This is a genomic window from Psychrobacter sp., assembly GCF_036731945.1.
Classification (GTDB): Bacteria; Pseudomonadota; Gammaproteobacteria; order Pseudomonadales; family Moraxellaceae; genus Psychrobacter.
Map to the genome: position 1 here is coordinate 11,987 of NZ_DAINDI010000016.1, position 6,503 is coordinate 18,489.

Below are 6,503 nucleotides of genomic sequence, written 5' to 3' on the forward strand. Positions count from 1 at the left end.
GTGGTATGATTAACGGTGTACTAACGCTATCAGGTAGTTGGGATAAACTACGTACCGATCCGATCATTCGCTTTATGATTGTGGCATTGTCGTTCTACGCCATGTCAACATTTGAAGGTCCGATGATGTCTATTAAGACCGTTAACGCGTTATCGCATAACACGGACTGGACAGTCGGTCACGTACACTCAGGTGCGCTTGGCTGGGTTGGTATGATTACCATTGGTTCGCTATATGTACTATTGCCACGTATCTATAACAAGCCAAAAATGTACTCTATCAGCTTAATCACCACGCATTTCTGGTTAGCAACAGCGGGTACTATCTTCTATATCGTTTCTATGTGGATTTCAGGTATTGGCCAAGGCATGATGTGGCTTGCAACCAATCCAGATGGTACGTTGGTATATAGCTTCGTTGATACCGTTGAGTTCTCACATTTCCCATATATTGGTCGTGCTTTTGGTGGCCTATTGTATGTATCGGGTATGGTTGTTATGGCCTATAACGTTTATAAAACACTTAAAATGCCAGAAGGTAAGCCTGTTGATATCGCAGATCCTACTGATCATGAACCTAGTGTTGATAAACCTTCGGCAGCTAACGTATAAGGAGCGATCATGTCTGGTACACCGCATGAAATTATTGAAAAAAATACAGGCTTGTTGGTTATCTTTATCGTTATCGCAATCAGCTTTGCAACGCTCGTTGAAATTGTACCGCTGATTTATGATAACAAGGGTCCTGAAGAAGGTGGGGTGAACGCTCCCCTTCCCGCTATGGAGCCGTGGACCGCGCTCGAATTTGAAGGTCGTGATATTTATATTCGTGAAGGTTGTCACGTTTGTCATACGCAAATGGTGCGTCCATTACGCGCGGAAGTTGAGCGTTATGGACCCTACTCGCGTGCTGCTGAATCTACGTGGGATCACCCATTCTTATGGGGCTCTAAACGTACTGGTCCTGACTTGGCACGTGTTGGTGGACGCTATTCTGAAGATTGGCAAAAACAACATCTTATCGATCCACGTTCATTAGTACCTGAATCTGTAATGCCTGGTTTCCCTTGGCTTGCAACCAATGAAGTAAATGGTACCAATGTGCAAACTAAAATGCGTCTATTCCGTGATCAGTTTGGTGTGCCTTACACTGAAGAAGATATCGAAGGAGCGCCAGATGCGGTACTTGGCGCCACTGAGCTTGATGCTCTGGTTGCCTACTTACAGCAATTGGGTACCGCGATGGAAGGACAGCGCTAATGGGTATTGGTGAATTACAAACAATTGCGACCGTTTCTGCTTTTATTGCCTTTGTGGGCGTTGCATGGTGGGCGTATTCGCCAAAAAACAAAAAACGCTTCGAAGAAGATGCACAACTTGCGCTTGATGACAAAGATAAAGAAGCTTTGGCTGAAGAGCAGCGCAATAAGGATAAACGATGACATTTTTTTGGAGTTCTTGGATCACCATACTAAGTATTATGTGTTGGGCGGGTATCCTCGGTGTCTTACTAATGGTGTTGAAATACAAGCCAGAAGTAGAAGAAGACGGTACGACTGGGCACACTTACGATGGCATTCAAGAATACGATAAGCCACTGCCTAAATGGTGGTTAGTGATATTTTTTGGCTCGATTATTTGGGCTGTTGCCTACTGGATATTTTTCCCTGCTATCTTTCCATCGAAATGGGAAGGTATCACGACCGTAGAAGTAGATGGCGAAACTGTGCCATGGACCTCGCATAACGAGTTAGCGAGTGAGCTTGAAAGTAATAACAAGGTGTTTACCGATAACTTTGAGCAAAACATCTTGGCTAAAGCAGATGCTAGCGGTGCGACTAAAACGCTAGCAACGCTGTCTGAGATGCAAGCAACCATGCGTCGCAGTGAAACACCACCTGCGAATCTGCAAACTGAAATTGATGAAAAAATCGCTGAGCTTGCACCGTACGTTGAAAAACTTGCTGAAAATCCGAATGCGCTAAAAGTTGGTAGTCGCTTGTTCTTGCAGAACTGTGCCGTCTGTCATGGCTCTAATGCTAAAGGTGCGCTAGGCTACCCTAACTTAACCGATGGTGATTGGTTATATGGCGGTGAAGCTTCACATATCCTAACGACGCTACATAATGGTCGTGTCGGCGGTATGGCAGCTTGGCGTGACCAACTTGGTGAAGATGGTGTGCGTGCAGCGGCTGAATATGTCTTGTCAATCTCTGGTAACCAACCAGGTTATGAGCTTGACCAAGCTAAAGTTGCTCAAGGTAAAGCCATTTTCCATGAGCCTACTAACTGTGTGCTTTGTCATGGTGAAGACGCTAAAGGTATGATCTCTACTGGGGCGCCAAACTTGACTGATAACATCTGGTTATATGGCGGCGATCGCGAAAGTATCCGTGATACCATTCGTTATGGTCGTGCCGGTGTGATGCCAGAATGGGAAACCAAACTAGGTAATGAGCGCATTATGCTGCTTGCTGCGTATGTTTATTCTCTATCAGACAGAACGCCTCAGCCTGCTAAAGCACAGCCTGTTTCTGCCGCTGCTCCAAAAGCAGCAACACCTGAAACGGCAGTTGCAAACTAAGCGCATTTAGTCAGTTGTATATCGTAAATAAGTAGTATTTAACAAAGGGAGAACTGTTATTGCAGTTCTCCCTTTTTAGTTATTTATCAGCTTTATGCCCTATGAATAAATTCTGCTTATGAGCAACTCGCAAAATCAAACTGCCGATAGATTTAATACATTTTATGCTCTATCACTACTGGTTTTGATATGTATCAAGCTTAATAGTGATACGCACTTTGTCTATCAATAAGTCGCAGATAAGTATTGCTTTTTAACATTCTCACCCCATTTATAGTAGGGAAACTGCTAAAATAGCAATCAAGTAGAAACACCATAGAATCATCTATTTAAGCATATTTTAATCCTTTATTTACAATCGCTCATTTGGTAGCAAGTTTGGATACTTTTTTTGGTATGAGACTTGCTACTTACTGACATTGATAACATCGCACATCCATATACCCAGCTATTAAAGGTATTTGTTCATCATGCCAGCAGACTGATTCTTTTTTTAAAGAGGCACGTTTATGTCAGCACAACCATCCAATAAAATCCCTGTCGTTGAGGTGGATCTTAACGCCAATAAAAAACGCGTTCATCCTAGATTTATCACCGGATTTTACCAAAATATCCGCGTGATTAGCATGTATGCGTTATTGGCATTATTTTTGATTTTACCGTGGATAAGGTATAACGGCAGGCAAGCTATCTGGTTCGATGTGCCGTCGCAGCATTATTATATTTTTGGTATGACGTTTCTGACGCAAGACTTTTACTTTCTTGCCGTCTTTGCGCTTATTGCGGCTTTTGCGCTATTTATGGTGACGGTATATGCAGGGCGGGTTTGGTGTGGTTATGCCTGTCCGCAAACCATCTGGACGCATATGTTCCAATACGTTGAAAAAATAGTCATCGGCGATCGTAACAAACGCATTAAGTTTGATAAAGAACCTATGAATGCTAAAAAAGTCTTCAAGCGTTTTTTAATCTACTCCATCTGGTTTGTATTTTCGATGATTACGGCGATGACGTTTGTCAGTTATGTATCAGGGACAGAAGCTCTATATGGTAGTTGGCAAATGTTAGGGGGCGTTATCCCCTTCCCTGACTGGTCAACTTGGATATGGGTATCGATATTTATTTTCGCTTTTTCAACTTACGTCAATGCAGGCTACATGCGTGAGCAGATGTGTATCCAAATCTGTCCGTATGGCCGCTTCCAAAGCGTGATGTTTGATAAAGATACTTTGATTGTTTCTTATGATTATGAACGCGGTGAACCTCGCGGCGCCCGTAAAAAAGGCACCCATCCTGAGAATTTAGGCGATTGTATTGACTGTACGATGTGCGTGCAAGTATGCCCAACGGGTATTGATATTCGTGATGGGTTGCAGGTTGCATGTATTCAATGTGCCGCCTGTGTCGATGCTTGTAATGAGGTAATGGATAAAGTTGGCTACCCACGTGGCTTGATTCGTTATACCACAGAGCGTCAATTGGTCGAAAAAGAGCCAAGCCGTGTATTGCGCCCGCGCTTTTTTGCTTATTTAACCTTGCTTGCGGTACTTTGTGGCGGTGTGGTTTATGCATTGACAGACCGCGTACCGTTAGAGATTGATATTCGCCGTGACCGTAATCAGTTGTCGTCATTGAACCAACAAGGCATGATTGAAAACAGTTATATCGTTAAATTGACCAACAAAACCCAAAGTGCGCACACTTATAAAATAAGCCTTGAGCCACAAGAAGGCTTGAGCTTAGGCGTACGCTTCAACGATGTGCCATTAGAAGCAGGCGAAAGCTTTGATATGCCAGTCAGTATTTATGGCGACCCTGAGGTGATTGAGTTTGGTCAAACGCCGATTACTTTAACAGTCGCCAGCGAAGATGGTAAATATAATGTGAGTAAACAAAATATCTTTACCACACAAGGTCAGTAATTATTGAGTATGTAGTTGCTTTTATTTATTCATCCGCTCGTTAGTGATGCTTGGTCAACGGCTAATTATCATTGACTTGCGGGTGAAGTATTTGTCATTAAACTGGCTGCACTGAGCCGTCGGTTTATTTTTTTGATAGCGTTTATAATAAGCTGACAAACCTCACTTTATAAATGAATATCTGATTAATAGGTATGTTATGTCTAGTCCAGCACCGAACTTTAAGCATCAAGACAGCCAACCATGGTACAAAAACTATATGGTGGTTATCTTTGTCATTGGCATGCCAGCTTTTGTAGTAATCGCTTGCATTTGGTTTGTTTATTATTCTTATCAAATCCGTGATAGCGTGGTACGCGACGATTGGTATATGGATGGCAAGACCCTATATCACGACGTCTCTCGCGACAAGCTCACCTATGATTTGGATTTACATGGCAAGATGCAGTTTGCCGATAATGGTGATGTTGTGTTTTATCTCAACTACCCTGAGCAAAGCTTGCAGTCTGGTAAATTATTAAACGGTGAGCCATTGACCTATCCTGACTCTTTAGAGTTGTCTATCTCGCACGCCACTGACATTAAAAAAGACCGCGATGCGGTACTCAAACACCAAGCAGGTAACAAGTACACGGCGCAAGTCGATTTGGATGACGTAAAAGGCAAATACTATCTGCAAGTCAGTTATGATGGAAAGAATGATTGGCGCATGCAGGATGTGGCAAAATTACCGCGCCCAGAGGTGAGCTTTAACCCACTACCCGTTTTTGCCAAAAGTTAATCTTTAATGTTAAATACATACAAAAAAAACCAGCCATTAGTGAATAATGCGCTGGTTTTTTTGGTGGTAATTTTATAAAAACATAGTGAGTGAAAAGTAATATCGATACATCACGCACTGCTGATATCAGTTTTTCTTGCTTGCTGTGCCTGCGCAGACAGAGGCTACAAAAAATTGATATCAGCAATACCGTCGCGTTTTTAGGATATTTTGACTATAACTATAACTGTCTATATGATTTAAATCAGCGGATTAATCGTGGGGATTTTTTTCGTGGTACGGCTAGTTTTTGCCATGCTATCGGTGCTTTCTGCCTGCTGGTTATGGTTGTGGTCATGGTTGTGTTGACTGGCAAACTTCGGATTAAAAACTTGAGTTTTTGGCGCTACTGGTAAACCAATCTCAGCCAAACTGTCGGTCTGTCCTGCTTGGATATTATCGCCTTCAAATAAGCGCTCATTGTCATCGCGCTCTATGCTTAAAGTTTCAAAGTCAAACAACTCACGATCGGCCAATTGTGACGGCGCGACGTTTTGCATCGCTTTAAAAATAGACGCCAAACGCTGCGGATGGGCATTATCCCATTCGCGTAGCATATCATTGATAATTGCGCGTTGCAGATTGGTTTGGCTGCCGCATAGATTACACGGAATAATCGGAAATTCTTTTAAACGTGCGTATTCAATGATGTCTTTTTCTTCAACGTAAGCAAGCGGACGAATCAGTAAGTTTTGCTTATCATCGCTTAGCAGTTTTGGCGGCATGGATTTCAGCGCGCCGCCGTGGAATAAGTTTAGAAAGAACGTCGCCAGCATATCATCGCGGTGATGGCCAAGGGCGATCTTGGTGGCGCCGATTTGTTTGGCAAAACCATATAGCGAACCGCGACGCAGGCGTGAGCAGGCCGAGCAATACGTTTTACCTTCTGGCACCACGCTTTTGACAATACTATAGGTATCTTTTTCTAAAATATAATGGGCGATACCTTGCTCATTCAAATAAGCGGGCAAAATATCTTCTGGATAACCGGGCTGCTTTTGATCAAGATTGACCGCGACGATATCAAAGCTAATCGGGGCAATGCGTTTGAGCAGCAATAAGATATCGAGCAACGTATAGCTGTCTTTACCGCCTGAAACGCAAACCATGACCACATCGCCATCTTCAATCATATTAAAATCGCGAATCGCCCATGATACTTGGCGGCGTAGCTTTTT

The 6,503-nt window shown here is 43.0% G+C and carries 7 protein-coding genes; 6 read left to right on the forward strand and 1 reads right to left on the reverse strand.

Annotated features, from left to right (window positions below):
• The 6 genes from V7D75_RS04880 to V7D75_RS04905 all read left to right on the forward strand — a co-directional run.
• Nucleotides 1-611: cbb3-type cytochrome c oxidase subunit I (locus V7D75_RS04880; RefSeq protein WP_333613645.1), on the forward strand; the 611-nt coding region annotated here is incomplete at its 5' end.
• 9 nt (nt 612-620) lie between these two features.
• The gene (gene ccoO, locus V7D75_RS04885; RefSeq protein WP_333613646.1) at nt 621-1,259 is read left to right on the forward strand and encodes a cytochrome-c oxidase, cbb3-type subunit II; all 639 of its coding nucleotides are present in this window, start codon (nt 621-623) and stop codon (nt 1,257-1,259) included.
• The gene (locus V7D75_RS04890; protein WP_068408133.1) at nt 1,259-1,441 is read left to right on the forward strand and encodes a CcoQ/FixQ family Cbb3-type cytochrome c oxidase assembly chaperone; all 183 of its coding nucleotides are present in this window, start codon (nt 1,259-1,261) and stop codon (nt 1,439-1,441) included. The genes ccoO and V7D75_RS04890 overlap by 1 nt, the downstream gene beginning before the upstream one ends.
• Nucleotides 1,438-2,583, forward strand: coding sequence for a cytochrome-c oxidase, cbb3-type subunit III (gene ccoP, locus V7D75_RS04895; protein ID WP_333613647.1), 1,146 nt, complete (start codon nt 1,438-1,440; stop codon nt 2,581-2,583). The genes V7D75_RS04890 and ccoP overlap by 4 nt, the downstream gene beginning before the upstream one ends.
• Before the next feature lie 509 nt (nt 2,584-3,092).
• The gene (gene ccoG, locus V7D75_RS04900) at nt 3,093-4,505 is read left to right on the forward strand and encodes a cytochrome c oxidase accessory protein CcoG (protein ID WP_333613648.1); all 1,413 of its coding nucleotides are present in this window, start codon (nt 3,093-3,095) and stop codon (nt 4,503-4,505) included.
• A 199-nt stretch (nt 4,506-4,704) separates the two neighbouring features.
• Nucleotides 4,705-5,286, forward strand: coding sequence for a FixH family protein (locus tag V7D75_RS04905; protein WP_201542571.1), 582 nt, complete (start codon nt 4,705-4,707; stop codon nt 5,284-5,286).
• Between the two features lie 239 nt (nt 5,287-5,525).
• Here V7D75_RS04905 and ttcA read toward each other — a convergent pair.
• Nucleotides 5,526-6,503, reverse strand: a 978-nt coding sequence (ttcA, locus tag V7D75_RS04910) for a tRNA 2-thiocytidine(32) synthetase TtcA (protein ID WP_333613649.1), incomplete at its 5' end; no start/stop codon positions are given.

Excerpts from the sequence above, each read along its gene's own strand:
- ccoO (WP_333613646.1), top strand. The coding sequence starts at position 621 with ATGTCTGGTACACCGCATGAAATTATTGAAAAAAATACAGGCTTGTTG.
- V7D75_RS04890 (WP_068408133.1), top strand. The coding sequence starts at position 1,259 with ATGGGTATTGGTGAATTACAAACAATTGCGACCGTTTCTGCTTTTATT.
- ccoP (WP_333613647.1), top strand. The coding sequence starts at position 1,438 with ATGACATTTTTTTGGAGTTCTTGGATCACCATACTAAGTATTATGTGT.
- ccoG (WP_333613648.1), top strand. The coding sequence starts at position 3,093 with ATGTCAGCACAACCATCCAATAAAATCCCTGTCGTTGAGGTGGATCTT.
- V7D75_RS04905 (WP_201542571.1), top strand. The coding sequence starts at position 4,705 with ATGTCTAGTCCAGCACCGAACTTTAAGCATCAAGACAGCCAACCATGG.